This is a genomic window from Micromonospora sp. S4605, assembly GCF_003176715.1.
GTDB lineage: Bacteria > Actinomycetota > Actinomycetes > Mycobacteriales > Micromonosporaceae > Micromonospora > Micromonospora echinaurantiaca.
In genome coordinates, this window is the sequence record NZ_QGSW01000260.1 from 1 (window position 1) to 24350 (window position 24350).

A 24350-nucleotide genomic window follows, 5' to 3' on the forward strand; every position below is an offset into this window, starting at 1 on the left:
TCCACCAGGGGCGGGCGGGCCGCTGGTCGCTGCGGACCGCCGGCGGGCAGTCGATCGTGGTGGACGACGCCGGCCGGCGGCTGCGGCTGGCCACCGACGGCGGCAGCTGGCTGGAGCTGACCCCAGAGCTGGCCACCCTGCACGCGGCGAGCGACCTGGTGCTCTCCGCGCCCGGCCGGGCGATGGTGGTCCGGGCCCGCAGCGTGGACTTCCTGCACGCCGAGGCGGCCGAGGACGCGGAGACGGCCGCCGAGCGGGCCCGGACCCTGGCCCGCGCCCAGCACGAGGGAGGTGGCTGATGCGCTGGATCCACCGCGACTCGGTGATCAGGTGCGACCACGACGGCCGGGTGGAGAACCGGGCCTCGCAACGCTGGGTCACCGTCACCGGTGTACCAGTGCTGGTGGACGCCGACCCGGAGGGGCGCACGATCACCGCCTGCCCGAACTACGGGCCGACGATCAAGCCCTGCGCGCGGACGCTGCGGGTGCGAATCGGCTACAGCGACTGGCTGCGGATCGACGGGCACCGGGTGGTGCTGTCCCACCTGGACGGTTTCACCGACGGCACCCCGCCGGGCCTGGTCCACCACCGGGTGCGCGATCCGCGCCAGCGGTTCCTGGGGGCCGACCGGTGAGGGCCTTCCGGTTCGTCGGCGCCGGCTTCGACGCGGGTCGCACCGGCGGGCTCGCGCTGACCGCGGCCGGCGGGCTGGCCATGACCGAGGGCGACGAGACGGTACGCCAGGCGCTGTTCCTGCTGCTGTCCACCACCCCCGGCGAGCGGCTGATGCGCCCCGGCTACGGGTCCCGGCTGCACCGGCTGGTCTTCGCGCCGAACGACGACACCACCGCCGGGCTGGCCATCCACTACGTCCGGCAGGCCATCGCCCGGTGGGAGCCCCGGGTCGAGGTCATCGACGTGGACGCCGGCCCGGACCCGGACGACCCGTGGCGCCTGGTGATTCGGCTGGACTACCGGATCCGAGCCAGCCTGGCCCCCGGCCAGCTGGTCTTCTCGGTCGACCTGCTGCCCGCCGACGAGCCGGCCGACACCGCACCACCCGGGACCGCCCGACCGGCCGACCCGCCCGCAGCCCCGAGCGCGGAGGGAGCGCCGTCATGACCCTGCCCGTGCCGCACCTGGACGACCGGACCTTCCTCGACCTGGTCACCGAGGCCCGGGAGCGGATCCGCCAGTCCTGCCCGGGCTGGACCGACCTGTCCGCGCACGACCCGGGGATCGCCCTGGTGGAGGCGTTCGCGTACCTCACCGAGGTGATGATCTACCGGCTGAACCAGCTGCCGGAGAAGGCGTACGTGTCGTTCCTCAACCTGCTCGGGGTGACCCGGCACCCGCCGTCGGTGGCCTGGGCGGACGTCCGGTTCACCCGGACCGGCGGCGAGCGGGGGGCGATCCGGATCCCGGCCGGCACCCGGGTCGCGGCGGCCCGGGGCGCCGATCCCCGGCCGGTCGTCTTCGTCACCACCGAGCCGGCGCTGCTGCCCGCCGGGCAGGCCGAGGTGACCGTCCGGATGCACCACTGCGAGCCGGTCGAGGCGGAACTGCTCGGCGTCGGCACCGGGCAGCCCGGCCAGGTGCTGCGCGCCGCGCGGGCGCCGCTGGCGCGGACCGCCGAGCCGCTGGACCTGCTGCTCGGCGTGGAGGTGCCGACCGGATCGGTGGAGCTCGGCGCGGCGGCCCGCGAGCACGAGGGGCGCACCTTCGAGATCTGGCGGCCGGTGGACAGCTTCGCCGGCGTCGGCCCGCAGGCCAAGGTCTACCTGGTGGACCGCTGCTCCGGCACGGTCACCTTCGCCCCCGCCCTGGACCTGCGCGACCCGCCGCCGGCCGAGGCGACCGGCGACCCCACTCCCGGCGGCTCCGCTGCCGGCGATCCGGCCGGTCCGGACGGCGGGACCGGTCCCGTCGAGCCAGGGGATTCGGGTGGCGCGGGTGGGCCGGTGACCGTGGCGGCGGTGCCGCCGGCCGGGCGGCAGGTCCGACTCTGGTACCGGGCCGGCGGCGGACCGGCCGGCAACGTGGCGGCCGGCACCCTGACCAGCCTGCGCGACCCGCTGCCCGGGGTGCGGGCGGAGAACCCGGCGCCGGCCACCGGCGGGCGCGATCTGGAGCCAATGGAGTCGGCCCTGCTCCGTGGCCCGTACGAATTCTTCGCCCAGCAGCGGGCGGTGACCGCCCGGGACTACGAGGTGCTGGCCGCCGGCTCCGGCGCGGTGGCCCGGGCCCGGGCGTTCACCCGCGCCGCCGTCTACAGCTACGCCCGCCCGGGCGAGGTCGAGGTGGTGCTGGTGCCGTACGTGCCGGAGGCGGCCCGGCCCGGCGGCCGGCTGCCGGTGGCGGTGCTGCGCGAGCACGAGGTCGAGGAGGCCCGGGCCCGGGTCGAGGCCGACCTGGACCGGCGCCGGGCGCTGGGCACCAGTTGCCGGGCCGGCTGGGCCCGCTACAAGGCGGTGTCGATCCGGGCCCGGGTGGTGGTGCGCCGCGAGGAGGACGCCGACGCGGTCCGCCGCCGCATCCACGACCGGCTGCACTCCACGCTCAGCCCGCTGCCCACCCCGCTCAACCCGACCGGCTGGGCGTTCGGGGAGCCGCTGCGCGCCTCCAACGTGTACCGGCTGCTGGAGCACGCCGAACCGGGGGTGCGCTACGTCGAGTCGGTCCGCTTCGTGGTCGACGAGGCGCCCGACGCGCAGGTCAGCGCGGTGGCGGTGGACCAGTACCAGCCGCGCACCTGGTACGCCGGGCGCGGGCCGGTGCTGTTCCGCTCCACCAACGCCGGCGCGGGCTGGGAGCCGGCCGGCCGGTTCGACGGCGAGACGGTGCTGCGGGTGGCGCCGGCCCCGGCCCCGACCCGCCCGGGCGTCGTGCCCCGCCCCGGCGCGGTCGCCGCGGTCACGCTGCGCGCCGGCGGCGGCTCGCGGGTGCACCTGAGCACCGACCTGGGCGAGAGCTGGTCGCTGCTGACCGACCTGGCCTCCCGGATCACCGACCTGGCCTGGATCGACCGGGACGGCGCCGGCGCGCTGCTGGTCGCCACCGACACCGGGCTCTACGAGGTGTCCCTGCTGCCCGGCGCGGTGCCGCTGCAGATCCTGGTCGACCCGGCCGACGCCGACCGCGGCTTCTACGCGGTCCGCGCGTTCGTCTCCGAACGCGGCGCGCCCGGCGTGGCGGTGGCCGCCCAGGCCGGCTTCGGCGTCTACCTGTCCACCGCGGCCGGCCGGCCCGGCACCTTCGGCCACGTCGGTCTGGCCAACGTGGACAACCGCGTCCTCGCCGTGCAGTACGACGGCCCGGCGACGCTGCTGTGGAGCGGCACCGGCGAGCCGGACCCGAAGAAACCCGGCCAGGGCTGTTACCGCACCCGGCTGTTCGAGTCGGACGTGCAGTGGCAGGCGGTGCAGACCGGCTGGATCGGCGGCACCTGCCGGGACCTGGCCTTCGCCGGACCGCTCGCGGTCGCCGCCACGCAGAGCGGCGGGGTGGTCCGGCTGGACACCCTGGCCGCGCAGCCGCAGTGGGCACCGGTGATGGTCAACTGCGGGCTGCCGCTGCGGGACCGCACCCGGTTCCTGCCGGTGGACGCGATCGCCGCCACCGCCGGCCCGGACCGGCTGATCCTGGCCGGCGGCGAACGCGGGGTGTACCGCAGCGGCGACGCCGTCGACTGGGCGGCGAGCGCCAACCAGGCCACCGCGGACGTGGTGACCGTTCCCGACACCTGGCTGCTCTGCTCCGGCGAGCACGACATCGAGGTGGTGCGGCAGGATGCGACGCGCGGCGATTGAGCGGCTGCTACCCGCGGCGTACCAGCGGGCGTGCGTGCCGGGCAGCGTGCTGTGGGCGCTGCTGGACGTGATGGAGGCGCTGCACGCCCCGGACGAGGCGGTGCTGGCCGACGTCGACGCGCTCTTCGCCCCGTACCGGACGCCGGACGCGATGGTCGTCGCGCTGGCCCGCTGGGTGGCGATGGACCACGTGGTGGCCTCGCCCCGACCGGACGCCCCGCTGCCGCTGCCGCCGGGCCGGCTGCGGGACCTGGTGGCGCACGGCGCGCTGCTGGCCCGCTGGCGCGGCACCCCGTACGGGCTGCGCCGCGCGCTGGAGGTGGCGACCGGGCTACGCGGCTTCGTGCTGGCCGAGCCGGCCGACCGGCCGTTCCACGTGGTGGTGCGGGTGCCGGCGGCCGCCACCGCGCAGCAGCTCGCCGTGGTCACCCGCATCGTCGAGGCGGAGAAGCCCGCGTCGACCACCGTCGAGATCGTCGTCGCAGAGGAGCCCTCATGACCACCGAGTGGGCGGTCGTCGCGGCCGCCGAGCAGTTCACCCTGGACGCCCGCAACACCGGGGAGCTGACCTTTACCGTCTCCAACCCCGGCGCCGCGCCGGACACCGTCGTCTTCGACGTGGCGCCCGGCGAGGGCAGCCAACGCTCCTGGTTCACCGTCACCGAACCGCAGCGGGTGGTGCCCGGGCAGGGCTCGGTGTCGTTCCTGGTCCGGTTGGTCGTACCGGCGGGCACCGCGCCGCGTCGCTACGACATGACCGGGTTCGCGTACTCGGCGAACACCGCGCCGGAGGAGAGTTCCCGCTCCAGCGGGCGGGTCACCTACGAGGTCCGGGCGGTCACCCCGACCCGGCGCAGCCCGTGGCCGTGGGTCGCCGCCGCGGCGGCGCTGGTGCTGCTCGCCTCGGCGGTGGTGGTCTTCCTGGTCACCCGGGACGGCGACCCGGCGCCGCCGGGTGAGCCGCGGGTGGTCACCGTGGAGGCGGAGGATCTGGTCGATGGGGCGATGGTGCTGTCACCGCGGGGTGCGGCGGCCACCGTGGTGCGGCAGCCGAACTGCTGTGGGGTGGTCTGGTCGCAGGACACCCAACTGTTCTTCCAGGGCCGGGCGATCGGTGACCAGGTCACCGTCACGGTGACCCTGCCCGCGGACGCCACCTGGCGGTTCGCCACCGTCCGGACCACCTCGTTCGACTACGCCAACACGGTGTTCACCATCGACGGCGTCCAGGTCGGCGGCATCTTCCTCGGCTTCAGCCCGACCGTGGTCCGCACGGACTGGCTCGACGTGGGCACGATCCGGCTCGGCCCGGGCCCGCACCGGATCACGCTGGTGGTGGTCGGCAAGACGCAGGGCACCGACCTGTACTTCGCCGGGATCGACGCGATCCGGTTCACCGAGGTCGCCCCGGCGGACACCCGATGAGCGAGCGAATCGGGCTCGACGCGACGGGGCCGTCGTGAGCGAGCGGAGCGAGCGAATCACCAGGCTCAGCGCGAAGGTGCCTCATGACGGCACGCAGCGCAGCGGAGTGCCGTCGTGAGCGGCCGGCAGAAGGCGCTGCTGGCGCTGCTCGGCGTACTGCTGGTGGCGCTCTTCGCCGTCGCGGTGGCCGGCGGCCGGGACGACCGGGGCGACCCGACGGACCGGCCGGGCCTGGTCGACCGGCTCGGCCGGCTCGGCGGCGAGCAGGCCGCGGTGGACCCGGCGGCGGTCGCCGCGGAGTGCGCGGTCGAGCCCGGCCGGCTGGTCTTCACCGGCGGCTGCGCGCTGCGGGTCGCCGACCCGGGTGGGCTGCGCACGCTGGTCCTGCGCAGCCCGGCCCGGTTCACCGTCGAGGCGCCGGCCCCCGGCGACGTCGACGTCACGGTGCGGGACGACGTCGAGCCGGCCGCCGACGGCGCGGTGGTCCGGGTGGCGGTGGACCGGCCGACCACCGTCCTGCTGGGCTGCCCGGGCCTGGGCACCTGCACGGTCACCGTCGCCCCGTCCTGACCGCCGCGAGGAGGAGCTCCCGATGGGCGAGTTGCGCAAGCCGTTCCTGCTGCTGGCGATGCTGGCGGTGGTGCTGGCCATCGCCGTGGAGCTGGGCGCCGGGCTGCTCACCGGCGGCGGGGACGCCGGTGCGGCGCTGCGGGACAGCGCCGGAGCGCTGGACGTGGAACTCGGCGAGGTCTCCGGGGTGACCGAGCCGTCCGGCCGCGGCACCAGCTACCTGGCGCTGGTCGACGCGGTGGCGGTCTGGACCACCGGGCTGTTCTGCCTGAGCCTGCTGCTGTCCGACCGCGTCCAGGGCCGGGTGCAGGGGGTGGCCACCCTGGTCTTCGCGATCGTGCTGATCCTCGTGTCGCTGGTCGCGCTGCTGGTGGCGTTCGTCGAGCTGTCCGTGATGGTGTCGCTCTTCCTGGCCGCGCCGTTCGGCACCCTGGCGTACCTGGCGCTGTGGGGGTTCTTCCCGGTCGGTGAGGCGGCGCTGCTGCTCGGGCTGGTGCTGCTGCTCAAGCTCGCCTGGGCCGGGCTGCTGCTGGCCGCGCAACCGCGCTTCGCGCAGAACAAGGGCCTGGTCGCGCTGGTGCTGACCACGCTGCTCTGCACGGTGGTGCTGGAGTTCCTGCACCGGCTGGTGCCGGTGATCCTGGTCAGCATCCTGGACGACATCGGCGCGCTGGTCTTCGCGGTGGTCGCCCTGGTCTGGGGCGTGGTGCTGCTGATCGGTTCGATCCCGGCCATCGTCAAGGCGGTCCGGGTCACCGGCGCCCTCACCGACCGCTCCTGACCCGCCGGCCGGAAAGGTCGGTGGGTGGTCGAGGTCCTCAGCGGGCCGCCGTTCCCGGGGCCTCGCCGGCGCGGGCCAGTTCCGCCAGCCGGTCCAACTGGTCGGGGTCGGCCAGCGCGGACCCGACCGCGACCACCCGCACCCCGGCGGCCAGGAAGTCGCCGGCGTTGCCGCCGTACCGCACCGAACCGTCGGACTGGACGGTATGAGCAACCCGGAAGGCAGGGCAGGGCCAATCGGTGTGCTCTCGCTTTTGCCGAGGTCCTGACCCGTTGTTAGCGTGCGGTGATGGCAGCCCTTGGCTCGCCGGCGCCGACCACGGTTTCCGCGGTTTCACGCTGTCGCCAGGTTGCATCGCGCTACGTCGACGTCCCTTTCCGGATGTCGCGGACCGCACAGGGAAGTGTCACTCATGACCGATGACAAGAAGCACGACGCGGGGCCGACGTTGCTCTCCGGCGGCAATCCCCAGATCCCCAAGGGTGAAGGAAGCGGGCCGGTGCGGGACTACCTCGCTGCCATGCCCGGCTGGAAACGAGACGTCGGACAGCGCCTGGACGAGCTCATCGTGCGCACCGTCGCCGGCGTGCGCAAGGCCGTGAAGTGGAACCAGCCGTTCTACGGGCTCAAGGGCGAGGGCTGGTTCCTGTCGTTCCGCTGCTACACGAACTACGTGCAGGTGCAGTTCCTGAAAGGGACCTCGCTCGATCCCATGCCGCCGAAGTCGTCCAAGCACGACGAGGTGCGCTATCTCGACATCCGCCAGGATGAGGAACTGGACGAGGACCAGCTGCGCTCCTGGATCGAGCAGGCCAGCCGGTTGCCGGGCGAGCGGATGTGACCAGGCGCGACGACCCGGGCGTCGGGCGCTGCGCCGCTGCGGTCTAGTCGTCGGTCCCGGCAGGCCGGCAGGGCGGCGTGGGCATGGACGCCAGCCGGCGCGGGTCGACCAGAGCCACGACCTCGACGATGCGTCCACCGCGTACGCTGCACGCCATCACGCTGAGCGGCGCTCCGGTGCGGCTCCAGGTCATGATGCCCGGCTCCCCGTTGACCAGGACGCGGCGTGCCACGACCGAGGCGTGGGCCCCACGTTCGGCGGCGGCGATCACCTCGGTGGCGCCGATCTTCACCACCACTCCGCCCGGGGTGTACGACCGCCACGTGATCTGTGGGTCGAGTACCCGCAGTAGGGCTTCGAAGTCCCCGTTCCGGGCAGCGGCCAGGAAGGCGTCGACCACCTGGCGTTGGCGTCGGCGGCCGTCGCTGGGAAGGTCGGCGCCGCGCACCTTGCCGCGAGCGCGGCTCGCCATCATCTTGGCCGCGGCCGGTGAGGTGCCGAGGATCTCGGCGATGTCCTTGAACGGCACCGCGAAGATGTCGTGGAGCACGAACGCCAGCCGTTCGTCGGGCCCCAGAGCCTCGAGCACCACGAGCAGTGCGAGGCCCACCGCGTCGTTGGCCGCTGCCGCGTCATCGGGGGATTCGACGTCCTCGCTGACCGTGAACTCGGGCAGGTTGGGCTCATCCGCCGGGAGCGGGCGGTGCGTGCGGGCGCGCAGCACGTCGATACAGATCCGCGCCGCCACTGTCGTCAGCCAGCCACGGAGATTGTCGATCGACGCCGGATCGTGGCGGACCAGGCGCAGCCACACCTCCTGGACGGCATCCTCGGCGTCCGCGCGGGATCCGAGCATCCGATGGGCCAGGGCCACCAGGCGCGCTCGCTCGGCCTCGAACACGGCTGCCAGTTGCGTGTCCGGCGTCATCGTTGTTACCTCTCGTGGCTGGGCTCCGTCACACCTACGACGCGCCTCGGGGAGGCGAGGTAACGGATGTGAGGAGCTGTCGTGCACACCGCACTGTGGTTAGTGACCGCCATTGTCGCGACCGGGTTCGTCATCGGTGGGGTCAGTCAGGTCGTGCTGACGAAGGAGCGGTTCCGCTCGTTCGGAGCCAGCCAGCACTGGGTGGACGACTTCGGCCGCGGGCACATCAAGGCGATCGGCACCATCAAGATCATCGGCGCCCTCGGCCTGGTCCTGCCCGCTGTCGTCGACGTGGCTGTCGTGCTCGTGCCGTTGGCCGCGTCCGGCCTGATGCTGGTGATGGCAGGTGCGGGGACGACCCGATTCCGCCGCAGCGAGTGGGGCTACCTGCTCGGCGACCTGATGTTCATCGGCCTGCTCGGTTTCGTCGCCTGGGGGAGATTCGCGCTCGAACCACTGGGCTGACGTGCGCGTATGCACACCGAGGCGGCGGCCGCCGGCCCCGCCCGTCCGGTGGCCGACCGCCGAGCCGAGCCCGTGGTGAAGATCCGCTATAAGTGACGCATGGACTTCCCCGCGTACCTGGCCACCATGCCGATGCACGCGATCACCGAGATCCACGGCGAACCCGGCCTGCTGGAACGGTTCCGGCTGGAGATCCGGGCGTTCGACGAACCCGCCCGGCAGCGGCTCACCGCCGCCCTCGACCTCGCCGCCGACCTGCACCGCGACGACCGGCGGGTACGCGAGCCGTACCTCAACCACCTGCTGCGGGTGGCGATCCGGATGATGCACCACTACCAGGTGCGCGACGTCGACGTGATCGTCGCCGGGCTGCTGCACGACGCGGTCGAGGACCACCCGGACGAACTGGCCGGCGACGCGGAGGTCGACGACCCGACGACGGCGGCGCTGGCCACCCTCGCCGACCGGTTCGGCCCCCGGGTGGCCCGCCTGGTCGCGGCGGTCACCAATCCGGCGTACGACCCGGGGCGCGACCGGCACGAGCAGTACCGCGAGCACGTGGCGGCGAGCCTGGAGGGCGAGCCGTGGGCCCGGGTCATCAAGGTCTCCGACTTCACGGACAACGGGGTGGGCGTGATCCACACGGTCGGCCCGAAGGTGGCGTCGTCGGCGGCGAAGTACCGGCCGCTGGTGCCGGTCTTCCGCGACCTCGTCACCCGCCCGGACACCCCGCTGTCCGCCCCGGTCAAGCAGCACATCCTCGACCAGCTCGATCTGGCCGAGGAGCGGTTCAGCGCCATCCTGGACCAGCCCGCCTGACCGGGCACCTACCTGGGCGATCCCCCGGCCGGCACAGCGGCCCGTCCGGCCGCCCCCCTGGCGGCGCGCCAGTCTGACCGGGCCCCCGCGGTTGCCGGCAATGCCATTCGGCGGCGGGTGGTTCGCGCGATGATGGGTGGCCGGAGGTGCGGACGACGAACCCGGGGGGCAGGCGTGCTCGGAACCAGCCTCCTGGACCGGCTCCGCCGGCGTGACCCGGGGTACGCGGTGCTGCGCCGGGCGGCCCGGCTGACCCTGGTCGCCGCCGGCGTCTTCTACGCCTGCCGGTACGGCCTCGGCAACCCGGTCCTGGCCACGTACGCGCTGTTCGGCACCATCGCGACCGGGATGTTCGTCCAGCTGCCCGGCGGTGCCCGGGAGCGGGCCGGGACCCTGCTCGCGGCGCTTCCGGTGGCCTGGGCGCTGATCGTCGCGGGCACCGTGCTGGCCGGCAACACCTGGGCGGCCGCCGCCGGGATGCTGGTCGTCGGGTTCGCCGTGGTGTTCGTCGGGGTCGGCGGTCCGCGCCTGCTCGGCCTGGCCAGCGCGTTCCAGCTCTTCTACATCCTGGCCTCGTTCCCGCCGTACCAGCCGGCGAGCCTGCCGGCCCGGCTGGGCGGCGTGACCCTCGGGGTGGCGCTGCTCGCCGCCGCCGAGGTGGTGCTCTGGCCCGACCCGGCCCCGGTCTCCTACCGGCACCGGCTCGCCGGGGCGGCGGACCGGCTCGCGGCACTGCTGGACGCGACGGCTGCCGCGCTCACCGGCCCGACCGGCGAGCCGCGCGACCGGGACGCGCGGCACGACCGGGACGCGCGGCACGACCTGGACGCGCTGCACGACCGGGCGGCTGCGGCGGTGGCTGGCCTGCGGATCGCCGACCTGCCCGCGCCGCAGCGGCCGACCTCGGCCGGTGCGGGTGACCGGACGCTGCGGGCCGGAGCGGCGGCCGCGCAGGAGATCCTGGTGACCGCCGACCGGCTGGCCGCGGCGGCACCGGTCCGCGACCTCGAGGCGGCACGCCTGCTGCGCCGCTGCGCCGAGACGACCCGCGCCGCCGGGCGAGGCCTCCTTCCGGACGGGCCGCCGGTGCCGCTGGACGACCTGGCGACGGCGATCCGGCAGGCCGAGGCGGGCTACCCGGCCGGTCCGCACGAGCCGCCGGACCTGGCCCGGATGTGCCGGGACGCGACCGCGTTGGCCCTCGCCGACCAGGTCCGGCTCCTCGCCACCGCCGCACCGGTGGCCGCCCGCTCGCCGGCGGGTGGCGCGGCGGCCGCCGACCCGGCGTTGCTGGACGACGGCCGACACGGGCAGTGGGTGTGGTACTGGCGGCAGTTGCGGGCCCACCTGACCCTGCGCGCCGCCCCGGTGCAGACGGCGCTGCGCCTGGCGGTGGCGCTGGCCGCCGCCCGGGTGGTCGCCGGGACGTTGGAGCTCCAGCACGGCTTCTGGACGCTGCTCGCCACCCTCACCGTCCTGCGCACCTCGGCCGCCGACACCCGTACCGCCTTGCGGCCGGCGCTGCTGGGCACGATCGCCGGCGCCGCCGCCAGCGGCGCGCTGATGTTCCTCACCGACGTTTCGGTGATCTACGTCGCCACGCTGCCGGTGGCCATGGTGCTCGCCTTCTCGGTCGGCCGGCTGCTCGGCCCGGCCTGGGCGCAGGCGATGTTCACCGTGCTGCTCACCTTCGTCTTCGCGCAGCTCGCGCCCGAGGGCTGGCGGCTCGCCGAGGTCCGTCTGGTGGACGTCCTGCTCGGCGGGGCGGTCGGGGTGCTCGCCGGGGTGCTGCTCTGGCCCCGGGGAGCGGGCCACGACCTGCGCCGCAACACCGCCGGCCAGTTGGCGGCCGGCGCGGAGGTGATCGGGCGGACGGTCGAGGCGGTGCTCGGCGACGGCTCGCCGGAGCCGGCCCTCGGGCGGGCGCGCCGGGCGCTGGTGCTGGCCGACGCCTCCTACCTCCAGTACCACAGCGAGCGGCCCGACCCGCGGCTCGGCCAGGTCGACTGGCAGGGCGTGCTGGCCGCCGGGCACCACGTGGTCCGGGGCGCGGAGTCGCTGTTGCGCCGCAACCCACCCGGCTGCCTGGCCGGGTGGCCGGGGGCGGCGGCGCTGCTGCGGGAGTCCGCGCAGCGGCTGCACTCGGCGTACCGGGAGGCCGCGCAGCGGCTCGCTGTGGGCGGAAGTCCCCATCCGGCGGTCACCCCGGCGCGCTGCCCGGACGCTCTCGACCGAATCCGTCCGGTGCTCGACGGGGCCGGCGGTCCGCTTCCGGTGCGCCACCTCGTGGAGGTCGACCTGTGGCTCGCCGACCTCGCCGACACCCTCGACCGGGTCGGCCCGGCACCGGACCGGTCGCGGCACGCTCCCGGCTGACCTTGCAGCGCCGGGCGGTGGGTCAGTGGCCCCGGTACAGCGCCTCGACGTCGTCGGCGTAGCGCGTCGCCACCGCCTCCCGTTTGATCTTCAACGTGGGGGTGAGTTCGCCCTCGGCCTCGGTGAGGTCGCGGTGCAGGATCCGGAACGTCTTGACCTGCTCCGCCCGGGACACTGTCGCGTTCGCCCGGTCGACGGCGGACTGGATCTCGCCGCGCAGCTCCGGGTTGTCGCGCAGCTCGGCCACCGGCACGTCGGGCAGGCCGCGTGCGGCGCGCCACCGCGTCCAGGCGTGCTCGTCGACGGTGACCAGCGCGGCCACGTACGGGCGGCCGTCGCCGACCAGCATCACCTGACTGACCAGCGGATGCTCGCGGATCGCGTCCTCGATCGGCGCGGGTGCGAGGTTCTTTCCGGCCGCCGTCACCATGATCTCCTTCTTCCGGCCGGTGATCCGCAGGTAGCCGTCCTCGTCGAGGCCGCCGAGGTCGCCGGTGCGCAACCAGCCGTCGCTGGTGAACGTCTCCCGGGTGGCGTCGGGGTTGTTCCAGTAGCCGGGGAAGATCATCGGGCCGTGCACGAGGATCTCACCGTCCGGGGCGACGCGGACCCGCGCGCCGGGGATCGGGCGGCCGGCGGTGCCGATGCGCATGGCCGACGGCGGATTGACCGTCAACGCCGGTGACGTCTCGGTCAACCCGTACCCCTCCAGCAGGGCCATCCCGGCGCCCCGGAAGAAGTGCCCGAGCCGGTCCGCCAGCGGTGCCCCGCCGACGATCGCCAGCCGGCACCGCCCGCCGAGGGTCGCGCGCAGCTTCCGGTACGCCAGCACCTCGAAGATCACGTGCGCCAGGCGCAGCAGCGGCCCCGGGCCGCGCGGGGTGTCCAGCGCCCGGCTGTAGCGCACCGCCAGCCGGTCGGCGAGGTCGAACAGTCGCGTCCGGTTCGCCTCGTCGGCCTTCTGCCGCGCCCGGTTGTACATCTTCTCGAACATCCGCGGCACCGCCAGGATGAACGTCGGCCGGTACTTCCGCAGCTGGTCGAGGACGCCGCTCATGTCGGCGCTGTGCACCATGGTCGCCCGGCTGTGCACCATGCCGACCTGGATCAGCCGGGCGAACGCGTGCGCCAGCGGCAGGAACAACACCGTCGAGGCGCCCGGGTGCAGCAGGTCCCGCAGCACCTCTGTCGCGCCGATGACGTCGCAGTGGATGTTGCGGTGGGTCAGTACGCAGCCCTTCGGCCGTCCGGTGGTGCCGCTGGTGTACACGATGGTCGCGACGTCCCCGCCGGTCACCGCGCGGCGGCGGGCCTCCGCCCGCGCGTCGTCGACGGCGCGGCCCTCCCCGGCCAGGGCGATCAGGTCGCCGCCGTCGATCCGCCACACCCGGCGCAGCGCCGGCAGGTCGTCGCGGAGGCCGGCGAGCATCCCGGCGTGCTCGCCGGTCTCCAGCACGCAGCCGACGGCGCCGGAGTCGGTGAGGATCCACCGCAACTGGTCGGCGCTGGAGGTGTCGTAGATCGGCACGGTGACCGCGCCGATCGACCACAGGGCATAGTCGACGAGCGTCCACTCGTAGCGGGTGCGGCTCATCAGGGCCACCCGGTCGCCGTGGCCGATGCCGGCGGCGACGAACCCGCGGGCGAGGGCGAGCACGTCGTCGCGGAACTGCTGACAGGTGACCGGCTGCGGCCCGGTACGCAGCGGACGCGGCGCCGGCCAGGACCGGGGCACCGGGTCCGGGCGCAGGAACTGCACCGCCTCGGGCGCCGCCTCGGCGTTCTCCCACACCACGTCGGCCAGGCCCGCCGACCGGGCCTCGGCGGCCACCGGTTCGACCGACACGTCCTGCACGTCACTCCCCCGTTCATCCGTCACCGGCACGCGGGGGCCCGCCGGGGTGGCTCCGCGGCCATCATGGCGCGACCGGCGGTGCGGGCGGCGGCGAACGGCGAAAGTGCGTCCGCCGCGGTCGGCGTTCTCGGGCCCGGACAATGCGGGTGGGACGATTGTCGGCTTCGCCGGCGCGCGACCGCCCCGGCATTCCGGCAATCGTAGGAATTGTGCACAGACCTCAGAAAAATCGAAGGATTCCGTTGCATCCCGGCCACCCGCCGGAAAGGATCGACCCAACCCACCGGTGATTACTCCCGGGCGCTCCCCGATCCGGTCCGCGCCCGGCGCCGGCGTGGGTCCAGGAAAGGAGCACGCGTGCAGTTTCATTCGACGCCGACGATTCTCCGGCCCCGGAAGGCGCTGGCCGCCGTCGCGCTGACGGCGCTGGCCGGCTCGATCCTCGCCGCCCCGCCCGTCTCGGCCGCCGCGCCCGAGGGGCCGGGTGAGGGCAGCTGCCGGACCGCCGACGACCCGTCCTGGTCCGGCTGGAGCAACCACGAGCAGGTGGGCCAGCGGTTGGCGCAGATCGAACAGACCAGCGGCGGACGGGTGGACGTCGAGGTGGTCGGGCACTCCCCGCAGAGCCGGGAGCTGTGGGCGGCCCGGGTCGGCACCGGCGACAAGGTGCTGCTGGTCACCAGCGCCATCCACGGCAACGAGCGCACCGGCACCGAGGCCCTGCTCGGGATCCTCAAGCACCTCGGCAGCAGCGGCGACGCGCAGACCCGGAGGATCCTGAACGAGATCACCTTCGTGGCGATGCCGATGGTCAACCCCGACGGCGGGGAACTCAACCGGCGGATGAACGTGCGGTCCTGGGACGAGACCGTGGCGCAGTTCCCGCAGTTGGCCGGCGCACCCCGCGCCTGGTACCACCGGCTCAGCGGGGACGGCATCGACCTGCCCGGCTACGACCTCAACCGGGACTTCAACCCCGACCTCGACTACGTTCCGCGGGCCGCCGACCTGCCCGGGCGGGACACCGACGCCGGGTTCTTCCTCTCCCCCGAGTCGCGCGCGATTCGGGACGTCTACGTCGGGCTGCGCGCCGAGAAGGGCGCCGTCGACGCGTACGTCGACCTGCACCACATGGGCCCGTGCGACCGGCTCACCGGCGGCGAGCAGGACGGCCGGCTGATCTCCGTGTCGCTGGACTACCCGCCGCTGGGCGTGCAGGACGGCGCCGCGTACCGGGCCGCCTGGCCGGCGCTCGACCAGGACAAGTCCCGCCGGTACGCCCTCACCGTGGCCAACGGCCTGATGGCGAAGTACGGCAACCAGTCCAAGCTGGCCGCGGTGGGCCGGTACTTCCACCCGGACGCCCGCGAGTACGCGGGTCAAGGCCGGTCCGCGTTCGCCCTGAACGGCACCGGGACGGTGCTGTTCGAGGTGCGCGGCCAGCAGGACGACCTGGGTCAGAAGCAGCACGGCATGCTGGTGGAGAGCGTCCGGACCGGGGTGGAGTCGTTGCTCGCCGGACTGGCCGACGGCACGGTGGACCGGGTCGACGGGGACGACTTCTTCGACCTGCCCGACTACGGCTGGGACACCGCCGCGGATTGACCATGACAGCGCGGCCGGGGCGGCGTCGGCCGCCCCGGCCGCCGGCTGTCGGGATCAGGCGGGGATCGCGTCGACCAGCTTGCGCAGCAGCGCCTCGTTGGCGCCGGCGTCGTCGTGGAAGCTGCTGATCTGCACCGTGTACGCGCCCGCCTTGCTGATCACCACGGCCTCGGCCTCGGTCCCGCCGGTGGCGAGGTACCCCTGGTCGCCCTTGTCCACGTCGGACACCCGCTCGAACCGCTTCCCGGCCTGTTCCCTGCTGTAGTCGTAGGTGGCCTGACCGGCCACCTCGGACGCGAGGGTGATGGTCAGGATGGCGACGCCGTTGCCGTCGCGGAACAGGCAGTTGCCGTCCGCGTTCATCGTCCGCCCGACGAGTTGCGAGGCACGCTCCGGGGTGAACGGGCAGGACGGGCGCTCGACGGCCGCCCCGTCCCCCTCGATGAGGCCGTCGCCGCCGTCGATTTCCTCCGCCGCCCCGGGCGACCCTTGCGGCTCCTCCGAGCCGCCGCATCCGGTCAGAGCCAGCACGACCGCCAAGGCCGCCGGCGCTATCCACCGTCGCATGACCACCCCTCGCTCTCGTCCACGTCGAAGAGACCGGCTCCGGGCTCGCACCGCCGCCGGCCGGATCGGCCCGGCCGCCCACCGGTCGCCACCGCGACCGCCACCGTCGGACGGTTCGGCACGCCCCGACGCTAACGTTCGGACCGCCGTCGACGAATCGGGGAAATCCCTACCTACTGACCGGCTCCGGTCGCGCCGGAACCCGGGACGTACGGCCACGGCACCGCGGCGGCGGGGTCGTCGGCGCGGTCCGGCGATCATTTTCGGCGCGTCCCGAAAATGATCAGCGAATCGTCTTCTACAGATCAGTTATTGCTTCCGGGTTAACGAAGTATGACGATTGATCAGGGGGGCCCTTCCCATAAGGAGGTTCTTCATGACCGAAGTAACTGAGGCCCCGGACGTCCGCACCTATCAACTGGGAAAGAGCCGTCCTCCGCTGGCCGTGGCGGACCTGCCCGAGCCGGAAGAGGTGTTCGGCGTTCGCAAGCTCGGGCTTCCGCAACTGTTCAAGTACGCGCTCGGCCCCAGTCTGATCGCCCTCGGCATCTCCATCGGCAGCGGGGAATGGCTGCTCGGCCCGCAGGCGGTGGGCCAGTTCGGCTTCGTCGGGGTCGGCTGGGTGATCCTCGTGTCGGCCGTGCTGCAGACGTTCTACAACGTCGAGTCGTCCCGGTACGTGATGGCCACCGGCGAGGCGCCCGTCGTCGGCTGGGGGCGGGTGCCGCCCGGCTACCTGTTGTGGGTGCCGTTGTCGGTGTTCCTGGTCATCTTCGCGTTCATCGCCGGCGGCTGGGCCGCGTCCGCCGGGCAGGGCCTGTACGCGCTGGTCCACGGCGAGGTGCCACCGTCCGGCGCCGAGGAGCCGCGGCTCTGGGCGATCGGCCTGCTGGTGCTGGTCTTCCTCATCACGGCGGCGGCCCGACGGATCAGCCGCACGCTGGAGCTGGCCAACTGGCTGATGGTCGGCACGATCCTGGTCGCTCTGCTGTTCATCACCCTGCTCGTGGTGCCGGGCAGCCTGTGGTGGGAGGGCATCCGCGGGTTCTTCACCCCGGCCGCGCCACCGGCCGGCATCACCGCGACCCAGCTGGGCGGGCTGGCCGGCTTCACCGCCCTCGCCTCCGGCCTGAACTGGTACGTGATGGGTCACTACCGGGACAAGGGCTACGGCATGGGCTACCGCACCGGCTACATCTCCGGCCTGCGCGGCGACCGGCGCGAGCTGCTCGCCAGCGGCGTCACCTTCCCGGACGACGCCGCCAACGCCGCCCGCTGGAAGCGCTGGTACCGGCTGCTGCTCACCGACATGTGGGGCATCTTCTTCGTCGGTGCCATGCTGGGCATGCTGCTGCCCACCATCCTCATGGCGCAGGCGGTGGAGCTGTCCGGCGAGACGCCGACCACGGCCACCGTGCCCACCTTCGTGGCCACCGCGCTCGAACCCGAGTACGGCCAGGTGATGTTCTACGGCATGCTGCTGATCGGCGTGCTGATCCTGTTCAGCACCCAGCTCGGCATCTTCGAGGCGATGGTCCGGGTGACCACGGACGCCGCGCACGCCACCAGTCCCCGGCTGCGCCGCCTGTTGGAGGGCGACCCCCGAAGGTTCTACTACCCGTTCATGCTCCTGCTGCTGGTGATCATCGCTGGCGTCCTGCACCTCGCGCTGCCGGTCAGCCTGGTGCAGTGGTCGGCGAACATGTCCAATCTGGGCGCGCTGATCTTCCCGTTCATGCTGATCTACCTGAACCGCCGGCTGCCCCGCGCGGCGCGCCCCCGGGCGTGGCACTACGCACTGCTCATCATCAATGTGCTGTTCTTCGGTTTCTTCTTCGTCAACTTCATCGCCGACTTCGTGGGCGACCCGCTGGTCACCTTCTGATCGGTCGAATTCACCGACGGCACCCCTCCCGTTCAGGCGGGAGGGGTGTCACGGCACCAGGTCGGTCACTGGTCGGGCCCGGATCGAGGCGTCCAGCACCTGCGCGGTGTGGGCGAGGGCGACCCGGCCGCCGAGCCGCCCGACCGCGGCGGCCACCTGCATCAGGCAGCCCGGGTTGGCGGTGACGAGCAGCTCGGCGCCGGTGGCCAGGACGTCGCGGGCCTTGCGCTCCCCGAGTTGCGCCGCCGGCTCCGGGTTGAGCACGTTCCACACGCCGGCCGATCCGCAGCAGATCTCCGGGTCGGCGATCTCCCGCAGCTCCAGCCCGGGGATCGCGCGCAGCAGCTCGCGGGGCTGTGCCCGCACCCCCTGGGCGTGCGCCAGGTGGCAGGCGTCGTGGTAGGCGACGGTCACCGGCAACGGGTGCCGCCGGGCGACCGGGCCCAGCTCGACGAGCAGCTCGGCCAGGTCGCGTACCTTGGCGGCGAAGGCCGCCGCCCGCTCGGCGTACGCCGGGTCGTCGCGGAGCAGCTCGCCGTACTCCTTCAGCGACGACCCGCAGCCGGCCGCGTTGACCACGAACCGGTCGAGGCCGGCGGCGTCGAAGGCGTCGATCAGCGCCCGGGCGAACCGCCGCGCCTCCTCCGCGCGCCCGTTGTGGACGCTCAACGCGCCGCAGCAGCCCTGCCGGTCCGGGAGGATGACCACCTCGCAGCCCTCCGCGGCGAGGACCCGGGCGGTGGCCGCGTTGACGTCGGGGAAGAACGCGCGCTGCACGCAGCCGGTGAGCATGCCGACCCGCGCCCGCCGCCGGCCGTACGCCGGCAGCCGCGCCGGCAGCCGGGCCGGGCGGCCGAGCGTGGGGGCCAGCGATTCGAGGGTGGCCAGCGTCGGGGCCAGCCGCGCCGCCAGGCCGCTGCGCCGCACCAGCTGCCGCAGGCCGCTGGCCTGGTACGCCCGCAGCGGCCCGCGCAGCAGCCGCAGCCGGCGCGGGTACGGGAACACCTGGAAGATGGCGGTCCGCAGCAGCCGCTCGCGGCGCGGCCGGGGATGCCGGCGTTCCACCTGCTGCCGGGTGTCCTCGATCAGCCGGTCGTAGCGGACCCCGGACGGGCACGCGGTCACGCAGGCCATGCAGCCCAGGCAGCGGTCGAAGTGCCGCACCATGGACGGGCTCAGCGGTTCGCCGTCGAGCCCCTCCTCCATCAGGTAGATGCGCCCGCGCGGCGAGTCCATCTCCTCGCCCCACAGCACGTACGTGGGGCAGGTGGGTAGGCAGAAGCCGCAGTGCACGCAGTCGTCGATGAGGTCCCGCCGGGGCGGGTGGTCCGCGTCGAAGGCCGGCTCGCCCGGTGGGCCGGCGACCGGTCCCAGCACGTCCGGCGGCACGCTGCCGGGTCGGCTGCGCTGCGGCCGGTCGACGCCGCGTTGGGCGGGGAGTTCGCTCGACATGTCAGATCCCTCCCACGAAGCGGCCGGGCGCGAACCGGGCGTCCGGGTCGAACTGTGCCTTGACCCGGTGCATCAGTTCGAGTCCACCGACCGGCCCCCACAGGTCGACCCGGTCCCGCACCGGAGCCGGCGCGGTCAGCACGACCGCGTGCCCGCCGGCGGCCGTCGTCGCTTCGCGCAGGTCCGCGACGATCCCGGCCACCGCGTCCGGCCACGCGGCGCCGGGCAGGCCGGCGTAGAGGACGCCGGTGCCCGCCGAACCGCCGACCCGCACCGGCACGCCGTGCCGCCGCCCCGCCTCCCGGGCTGCCCTGAGCAGTCCCGGGACGCCGGAGAGCCCGGCGGTCAGCTTCAGCCCGACGTCGCCCATCCGCCACGGGTAGGCCGACCACCACGGCGGCGGGGTGTCCGAGGCGGTCGCGGCGGCACCGAGCAGGCGCCGGGTCGCGGCGACCCGCTCCCGGACGCCGGACGGCGTGCCCTCGATCAGCACCGCGACCTCGACGCCGCCGTCGGGCGGGGCGTGCACCTCCAGCGCGCTGGGCACGAGCTGCGCGCCGAGCACGGCGGCGAGCAGGTGGCCGACCTCGCCGGCACCGTCGACCGGCCGGCGCACGTACCCGCTCGCGGCCGGCAGCGGGTGCAGCCGGAAGGCGCACTCGGTGATCAGGCCCAGCGTGCCGTACGAGCCGGTGAAGAGCTTGCCGAGGTCGTAGCCGGCGACGTTCTTCACCACCTTGCCGCCGGCGTGGGCCACCACCCCGTCCGGCCGCACCACGGTGATGCCGATCAGCAGGTCCCGGACGGTGCCGTAGCGCATCCGGCGCGGCCCGCTGGTGTTCACCGCCACCGCGCCGCCGACCGTCGCGCCCGCCCCGCCGGCCGGCGGCGGCGCGTCCAGGGCCAGTTGTTGCCCGGCCGGGGCCAGTTTGGCGCGCAGGTCGCCCAGTCGGGTGCCGGCCCGTACCACGACGATCAGGTCGCCGGCGGCATGCTCGACCACGCCGGTGAGCCGTCGGGTCTCGACCACCAGGTCGAGCCGGCGCGGCGGGTTCGCCCAGTCCTGCTTGGTCCAGCCGCCGGCGGCGACGACCGCGAGGTCGTGCGCGGCCGCCACCCGCAGGACGGCGGCGGCGGCCTCGGTGGAGGCGGGCGCCGCGCGGTAACGGGCCGGCACACCGGCCACCGTGTCGCCGGCGCCGGCCGGGCGGACGGCGTCGCGCTCGCCGGCCGCGGCGCGGAGGGCGGCCAGCACGTCGCCGGCCATCAGAACAGCTCCGCCAGACCGGTCTCCTGCGCCGGGTGGACGCCCCGACGCCGGCCGGGCACCTCGCCGCAGAGCCGGGGCGTCGGGAAGACCTTGCCCGGGTTGGCCAGCCCGCGCGGGTCGAAGGCGCACCGCAGCAGCTGCATCGTGTCCAGGTCGTCGTCGGTGAACATGCGCGGCATGAAGGTCACCTTGTCCATGCCGACGCCGTGCTCGCCGGTGATCGAACCGCCGTGTTCGACGCAGAGGTCGAGGATCGCCGCGGACACCTCCTCGGCCTGTTCGGCCTGCCCGTCGACGCTGTCGTCGAAGAGGACCAGCGGGTGCAGGTTGCCGTCGCCGGCGTGGAAGACGTTGGCCACCCGGACGCCGCGCGCGTCGGCGATCTCCGCGATGCGGCGCAGTACCTCGGGCAGCGCGGTGCGCGGGATGACGCCGTCCTGGACGATGTAGTCGGGGCTGATCCGGCCGACCGCCGCGAACGCCGACTTGCGCCCCTTCCAGATGAGCGCCCGCTCGGCGTCGTCCGCCGCGATGCGGATCTCGCCGGCGCCGTTGTCCCGGCAGAGCCGCTCCACCTCGGCGAACTGGGCGTCCACCTCGGCCGCCGGGCCGTCCAGCTCGACGATCAGCACCGCCCCCGCGCCGGCCGGATAGCCGCACCGCACGGCCGCCTCGGCGGCGGAGATGGCCAGCGCGTCCATCATCTCGATCGCCGCCGGCACCACCCCGGCAGCGATCACGGCCGAGGTCGCCGCCCCCGCCTCGTCGGTGGAGGGAAAGGCGGCCAGCAGCGTACGGACCGACTCGGGCAGCCGGACCAGCCGCACGGTGACCTCGGTGGCGATGCCGAGCGTCCCCTCGGAGCCGACGAACGCGCCGAGCAGGTCGTAGCCGGGCGGGTCCGGGGCGCGGCCGCCGAGGCGCACCAGGTCACCGTCCGGGGTGACCACCTGCAGGCCGGTAACGTGGTTGGTGGTGAAGCCGTACTTCAGGCAGTGCGCGCCGCCGGAGTTCTCCGCCACGTTGCCGCCGATGGAGCAGATCTGCTGGCTCGACGGGTCGGGGGCGTAGTAGTAGCCGTACGGGGTGGCCGCCCGGGTGACCTGGAGGTTGATCACGCCGGGTTCGACCACGGCCCGCTCGTCGGCCGGGGCGACCTCCCGGATGGCCCGCAGCCGGGAGGTGACCACGAGCACCCCGTCGGCGTGCGGCAGCGCCCCGCCGGACAGGCCGGTGCCGGAACCCCGGGCGACGAACGGCACCCCGGCGTCGACGCAGGCCCGCACCGTCGCCGCGCACTCGGCGGCGGTGCCCGGCAGGGCGACCAGGGCGGGGATCACCTTGTACTGGGCGAGCCCGTCGCACTCGTAGGTGCGCAGCTCCTGCCGGTCGGTGATCACGTGCTCGGGGCCGAGGAGCGCCCGCAGGGTCGCGGCCAGGGTGCCGATGTCCGTCGTGGTCATCGCCGGCCTCCCGTCGCGCTCTCCGGTGTCAGGGCATCCGCTCGTACGCGGGCAGGGTCAGGAAGTCCACGAAGTCGTCGGCGACGGCGACCGCCATGAACAGCGACCGCGCCTCGGCGTAGTCGGCCGGGTCGCCCGGCAGCTTCGCCAGCTCCTCGTCGGCGATCCGCTCGACCAGGTCCCGGTCGACCTTCTCGCCGGTGTCGTCGAGGGTGACGCCGTTGTGCAGCCACTGCCACACCTGGGAGCGGGAGATCTCCGCCGTCGCGGCGTCCTCCATCAGGTTGAAGATGGCCACCGCCCCGGTGCCGCGCAGCCAGCTCGCCAGGTACTGGACGCCGACGCTGATGTCGTTGCGCAGCCCGGCCTCGGTCCGCCGGCCCCGAGTGCTCTTCACGTCCAGCAGCTGGGCCGCGGTGACCCGGACCTCGTCGCGGGTCCGGTCGAGCTGGTGGGGTCGGTCGCCGAGCACGGCGTCGAACACCTCGCGGCAGACCGGCACCAGGTCGGGGTGGGCCACCCAGGAGCCGTCGAAGCCGTCGCCCGCCTCGCGGGTCTTGTCCTCGCGGACCTTCGCCAGCGCGGTCTCGTTCACCTGCGGGTCGCGGCGGCTGGGGATGAAGGCGGCCATCCCGCCGATGGCGTGCGCGCCGCGCCGGTGGCAGGTCCGCACCAGCAGTTCGGTGTACGCGCGCATGAACGGCGCGGTCATGGTGACCGCGTTCCGGTCGGGCAACAGGAAGTCCCGGCCCCGGGTGCGGAACTTCTTGATCACGCTGAACATGAAGTCCCACCGGCCCGCGTTCAGGCCGGCGGAGTGCTCGCGCAGTTCGTAGAGGATCTCCTCCATCTCGAACGCCGCCGGGTAGGTCTCGATGAGCACGGTGGCGCGGATGGTGCCGCGCGGGATGCCGAGCCGCTCCTGGGCGAACAGGAACACGTCGTTCCAGAGCCGCGCCTCCAGGTGACTCTCCAGCTTGGGCAGGTAGAAGTACGGCCCCGAGCCGCGGTCGAGCAGCCGCACGGCGCAGTGGAAGAGGTACAGGCCGAAGTCGACCAGGCTGCCCGAGGTGCGTTCGCCGTCGACCAGGATGTGCTTCTCGGTCAGGTGCCAGCCACGGGGCCGGAACACGATGGTGGCCAGGTCGCCGTCGTGCAGCGCGTACCGGCGGCCGTCCGAGGCGGTGAAGGAGAGCGTACGGTCGATCGCGTCGCGCAGGTTGAGCTGGCCACCGATCACGTTCTCCCACAGTGGCGTGTTGGCGTCCTCGTGGTCGGCCAGCCAGACCTTGGCGCCCGAGTTGAGCGCGTTGATGGTCATCTTCGCGTCGGTCGGCCCGGTGATCTCCACCCGGCGGTCGACCAGGCCCGGCGCGGGCGGAGCCACCCGCCACTCGCCGTCGCGCACGTGCCGGGTCTCGGGCAGGAAGTCCAGCAGCTCACCGGCGGCCAGCGCCGCCTCGCGGTCGGCGCGCCGGGCGAGCAGCTCCCGCCGCCGCGCGTCGAAGGCGCGGTGCAGCTCGGCCAGGAAGGCGAGCGCCTCCGGGGTGAGGATCTCCGGGAACCGGTCGTGCCGCGGGCCGGCCAGTTCGACGCCGTCGGGCATACCCATGACGCGCTCCTCACCGTCGAGGGAAGATACAGTCGGATCGATCCACGGGATGCTGGCGTCGACTCTAGCTGCCCGTTCGCCCGACCGCGAGGGGCCGCGCGCGGGGACGACCCGCTGAGCCGCCGATCAGTAGGATCTCCCCGTGGCGACCTTCGACAGTGCTGACGGGACCCGGTTGGCGTACCACCGGATGGGCGCGGGTGCTCCGCTGGTCTGCCTGCCCGGCGGCCCGATGCAGGCCGCCGCCTACCTCGGTGACCTGGGTGGGCTGCCCGCGCACCGCGAGTTGGTGCTGCTGGACCTGCGCGGCACCGGCGCGTCCGCCGTCCCGACGGACCCGGCCAGCTACCGGTTCGACCGGCAGGTGGCCGACGTCGAGGCGCTGCGCCGCCACCTGGGGCTGGACCGGCTCGACCTGGTGACGCACTCGGCCGGCGCGGCGCTCGCTCTTTGCTACCGGACTGCGGCCCAGTGCTCCGGCCTTCAGGCCGGGGGTAAAGGCCCGCGCTGGGAGGGCCGCCAAGGCGCGGGCGGTGCCTTTAGGCTTGCGCCCGCTCGCTCTGCTCGGCCAGGGGCACCGGCACGATGGCGGCGATCCGGCGACCGTTGCGGGTCACGTAGAAG

General features: G+C 74.0%; 22 protein-coding genes and 1 pseudogene. 15 read left to right on the forward strand and 8 right to left on the reverse strand.

Annotated elements, in window-relative coordinates:
• The 8 genes and pseudogenes from DLJ47_RS23370 to DLJ47_RS23405 all read left to right on the forward strand — a co-directional run.
• Positions 1-299: pseudogene (locus DLJ47_RS23370) on the forward strand (type IV secretion protein Rhs); the annotation flags it as partial.
• Complete coding sequence (locus DLJ47_RS23375; protein WP_109902767.1) at positions 299-637, forward strand: hypothetical protein; 339 nt, start codon at positions 299-301, stop codon at positions 635-637. The pseudogene DLJ47_RS23370 and the gene DLJ47_RS23375, both read left to right, overlap by 1 nt.
• Positions 634-1125, forward strand: coding sequence for a GPW/gp25 family protein (locus tag DLJ47_RS23380; RefSeq protein WP_233257973.1), 492 nt, complete (start codon positions 634-636; stop codon positions 1123-1125). Before DLJ47_RS23375 ends, DLJ47_RS23380 begins: the two co-directional genes overlap by 4 nt.
• On the forward strand, positions 1122-3812 hold the full coding sequence (locus tag DLJ47_RS23385; protein ID WP_109902769.1) for a putative baseplate assembly protein: 2691 nt from the start codon (positions 1122-1124) through the stop codon (positions 3810-3812). The genes DLJ47_RS23380 and DLJ47_RS23385 overlap by 4 nt, the downstream gene beginning before the upstream one ends.
• On the forward strand, positions 3793-4311 hold the full coding sequence (locus tag DLJ47_RS23390) for a phage tail protein (protein WP_109902771.1): 519 nt from the start codon (positions 3793-3795) through the stop codon (positions 4309-4311). The genes DLJ47_RS23385 and DLJ47_RS23390 overlap by 20 nt, the downstream gene beginning before the upstream one ends.
• Positions 4308-5237, forward strand: a complete 930-nt coding sequence (locus DLJ47_RS23395; RefSeq protein WP_109902773.1) for a hypothetical protein — start codon at positions 4308-4310, stop codon at positions 5235-5237. The genes DLJ47_RS23390 and DLJ47_RS23395 overlap by 4 nt, the downstream gene beginning before the upstream one ends.
• Positions 5238-5351: 114 nt before the next feature.
• Positions 5352-5807, forward strand: a complete 456-nt coding sequence (locus DLJ47_RS23400; RefSeq protein ID WP_109902775.1) for a hypothetical protein — start codon at positions 5352-5354, stop codon at positions 5805-5807.
• A gap of 22 nt (positions 5808-5829) precedes the next feature.
• Positions 5830-6588 (forward strand): hypothetical protein, encoded by a 759-nt coding sequence (locus tag DLJ47_RS23405; protein ID WP_109902777.1) that lies wholly within the window; start codon positions 5830-5832, stop codon positions 6586-6588.
• Between the two features lie 37 nt (positions 6589-6625).
• Here DLJ47_RS23405 and DLJ47_RS23410 read toward each other — a convergent pair whose 3' ends face one another.
• Complete coding sequence (locus DLJ47_RS23410; RefSeq protein WP_233257974.1) at positions 6626-6772, reverse strand: hypothetical protein; 147 nt, start codon at positions 6770-6772, stop codon at positions 6626-6628.
• A 228-nt stretch (positions 6773-7000) separates the two neighbouring features.
• Here DLJ47_RS23410 and DLJ47_RS23415 point away from each other — a divergent pair, with 228 nt between their 5' ends.
• Positions 7001-7429, forward strand: coding sequence for a DUF1801 domain-containing protein (locus DLJ47_RS23415; protein WP_109902779.1), 429 nt, complete (start codon positions 7001-7003; stop codon positions 7427-7429).
• Between the two features lie 43 nt (positions 7430-7472).
• Here DLJ47_RS23415 and DLJ47_RS23420 read toward each other — a convergent pair whose 3' ends face one another.
• The gene (locus DLJ47_RS23420) at positions 7473-8357 is read right to left on the reverse strand and encodes a sigma-70 family RNA polymerase sigma factor (protein ID WP_109902781.1); all 885 of its coding nucleotides are present in this window, start codon (positions 8355-8357) and stop codon (positions 7473-7475) included.
• An 81-nt stretch (positions 8358-8438) separates the two neighbouring features.
• Between DLJ47_RS23420 and DLJ47_RS23425 the strand changes: the two genes are divergently transcribed.
• From DLJ47_RS23425 to DLJ47_RS23435, 3 genes are all read left to right on the forward strand, one after another.
• On the forward strand, positions 8439-8822 hold the full coding sequence (locus DLJ47_RS23425) for a DoxX family protein (protein WP_109902783.1): 384 nt from the start codon (positions 8439-8441) through the stop codon (positions 8820-8822).
• Between the two features lie 99 nt (positions 8823-8921).
• Positions 8922-9641 (forward strand): HD domain-containing protein, encoded by a 720-nt coding sequence (locus tag DLJ47_RS23430; RefSeq protein ID WP_109902785.1) that lies wholly within the window; start codon positions 8922-8924, stop codon positions 9639-9641.
• A gap of 174 nt (positions 9642-9815) precedes the next feature.
• Positions 9816-12017, forward strand: coding sequence for an FUSC family protein (locus DLJ47_RS23435; RefSeq protein WP_233257975.1), 2202 nt, complete (start codon positions 9816-9818; stop codon positions 12015-12017).
• A 22-nt stretch (positions 12018-12039) separates the two neighbouring features.
• Here the strand turns inward: DLJ47_RS23435 and DLJ47_RS23440 are convergent, their stop codons facing one another.
• Complete coding sequence (locus tag DLJ47_RS23440; protein ID WP_233257976.1) at positions 12040-13872, reverse strand: AMP-dependent synthetase/ligase; 1833 nt, start codon at positions 13870-13872, stop codon at positions 12040-12042.
• Positions 13873-14229: 357 nt separating this feature from the next.
• Between DLJ47_RS23440 and DLJ47_RS23445 the strand changes: the two genes are divergently transcribed.
• The gene (locus DLJ47_RS23445) at positions 14230-15477 is read left to right on the forward strand and encodes a M14 family zinc carboxypeptidase (RefSeq protein ID WP_199235979.1); all 1248 of its coding nucleotides are present in this window, start codon (positions 14230-14232) and stop codon (positions 15475-15477) included.
• 54 nt (positions 15478-15531) lie between these two features.
• Here DLJ47_RS23445 and DLJ47_RS23450 read toward each other — a convergent pair whose 3' ends face one another.
• The gene (locus tag DLJ47_RS23450; RefSeq protein WP_146228178.1) at positions 15532-16044 is read right to left on the reverse strand and encodes a hypothetical protein; all 513 of its coding nucleotides are present in this window, start codon (positions 16042-16044) and stop codon (positions 15532-15534) included.
• A 376-nt stretch (positions 16045-16420) separates the two neighbouring features.
• Between DLJ47_RS23450 and DLJ47_RS35905 the strand changes: the two genes are divergently transcribed.
• Positions 16421-17929, forward strand: coding sequence for an Nramp family divalent metal transporter (locus DLJ47_RS35905; protein ID WP_158289881.1), 1509 nt, complete (start codon positions 16421-16423; stop codon positions 17927-17929).
• 48 nt (positions 17930-17977) lie between these two features.
• Here the strand turns inward: DLJ47_RS35905 and DLJ47_RS23460 are convergent, their stop codons facing one another.
• Genes DLJ47_RS23460 through aceB form a run of 4 tightly spaced genes read right to left on the reverse strand, consistent with a single transcriptional unit; the run spans position 17978 to position 23726 of the window.
• Positions 17978-19381: a (Fe-S)-binding protein gene (locus DLJ47_RS23460; protein WP_109902791.1), complete on the reverse strand. Its 1404-nt coding sequence runs from the start codon at positions 19379-19381 to the stop codon at positions 17978-17980.
• Position 19382: 1 nt separating this feature from the next.
• Positions 19383-20648 carry an FAD-binding oxidoreductase gene (locus DLJ47_RS23465; protein ID WP_109902793.1) on the reverse strand — a complete coding sequence of 422 codons (1266 nt, stop codon included), beginning with the start codon at positions 20646-20648 and terminating at the stop codon, positions 19383-19385.
• Complete coding sequence (locus DLJ47_RS23470; protein ID WP_109902795.1) at positions 20648-22114, reverse strand: FAD-linked oxidase C-terminal domain-containing protein; 1467 nt, start codon at positions 22112-22114, stop codon at positions 20648-20650. Before DLJ47_RS23470 ends, DLJ47_RS23465 begins: the two co-directional genes overlap by 1 nt.
• Positions 22115-22142: 28 nt before the next feature.
• Positions 22143-23726: a malate synthase A gene (aceB, locus tag DLJ47_RS23475; protein WP_109902797.1), complete on the reverse strand. Its 1584-nt coding sequence runs from the start codon at positions 23724-23726 to the stop codon at positions 22143-22145.
• A gap of 190 nt (positions 23727-23916) precedes the next feature.
• Between aceB and DLJ47_RS23480 the strand changes: the two genes are divergently transcribed.
• Positions 23917-24350 (forward strand): alpha/beta fold hydrolase (locus DLJ47_RS23480; RefSeq protein WP_146228179.1); only part of this gene is annotated, 434 nt, incomplete at its 3' end.